Origin of the sequence: Xenorhabdus sp. PR6a (assembly GCF_028599065.1) — a bacterium.
In the GTDB taxonomy this organism is placed as follows: Bacteria; Pseudomonadota; Gammaproteobacteria; order Enterobacterales; family Enterobacteriaceae; genus Xenorhabdus; species Xenorhabdus doucetiae.
This window is the reverse complement of the sequence record NZ_JAQRFJ010000166.1, coordinates 1-1075: the sequence shown is the minus strand read 5'-3', so window position 1 is coordinate 1075 and position 1075 is coordinate 1. Positions and strand designations below refer to the sequence as shown.

Annotated in this window: 1 protein-coding gene and 1 pseudogene; both read left to right on the top strand. The window is 50.9% G+C overall.

Annotated elements, in window-relative coordinates; genetic code table 11:
- Positions 1-692, top strand: a 692-nt coding sequence (locus PSI15_RS18070; protein ID WP_273584727.1) for a TraI domain-containing protein, incomplete at its 5' end; no start/stop codon positions are given.
- A gap of 99 nt (positions 693-791) precedes the next feature.
- Positions 792-1075: pseudogene (locus PSI15_RS18065) on the top strand (site-specific integrase); the annotation flags it as partial.

Here is a 1075-nt window from a genome sequence, read left to right as displayed (position 1 = left end):
TGAGACTGGCAAAAGGGCATCTGTTGCCGCCGGGGGCGGCACCGGAAACGCAGGTCATCCAGAGCCTGCTGTGGCAGGCGGTGGTGTTCTGGGCGGCGCTGTTCTACCACCTGCCCCTGCTGCGGCAACTGGAAGGTGAGCTGGAGGATGGGCATGGCTGGCAGCCGGGATTGTGGACGCCGGACCGCCGCTTTCGGTTTCGGTTTCGGTCCACACAACCAGATTTTCCTGTGCCACTGAAAGCCCTGTTGGCGGCCCGTTTACTGCCGGAAGACGCAGTGAGCTGGTTGTTTCTGGTGCCGGAAGCATGGCGCTGTCTGGCCCTGCATCTGGGCGGCCAGCCCGCCTCCGTGCCGTTGATTGATGCCTTGCTTCAGGAAGCCGCCGGGCAGGTACAGTCTCCTTTGCTGAAATTGGCAGAGACTTCTGAGATATCTGATGCCGCAGAAGAGGAATTGTCTAAATCTGGCCGGGTGTCTCCACACCCTCCATTGGAAGCGGTATCGGTACCTGAACTATCCGGTGATCATAATACTGATACCCTGACATTATTGTCGTTATTTCAATCCGGGCAGGGATCTTCTCATCAGCAGGTTGCAAAAAATGACCATCACGGCTTAAAACTCACCGAACGGCCGGTGCCGGAGAAAGAAACGGTTGCCACTCAAAGTCACTTAAGGACATTATTGTAATATAAATGATTTTGATAATTATTTATCTGTTTATTTTAAATAAAGCTATTTTAAACAATCCATTGTCATGATGCTTTGGTGTTATCAGGAAAAAATAATATGTTACAAACAGCAGAAAAAATCGGTTGGGATGAATTATTGGATGATTACTTTTTTTCACATATGTTGCGGCCGGCAACCGAGTGGAGCTACAGAAAGGTGAAGCGGGGATTTGTCAACTTTATAGGGGAAATGGTGCAACCGGATGAGGTAACTCACCGGGATGTCCTGAAGTGGCGGCGCTATCTTCTGGGGGAACAGAAGCAGTCCAGCTATACCTGGAACAACAAGGTGGCTCACCTGCGGGCGGTTTTCAATTTCGGGATGGAAAGTAAATTATTGCC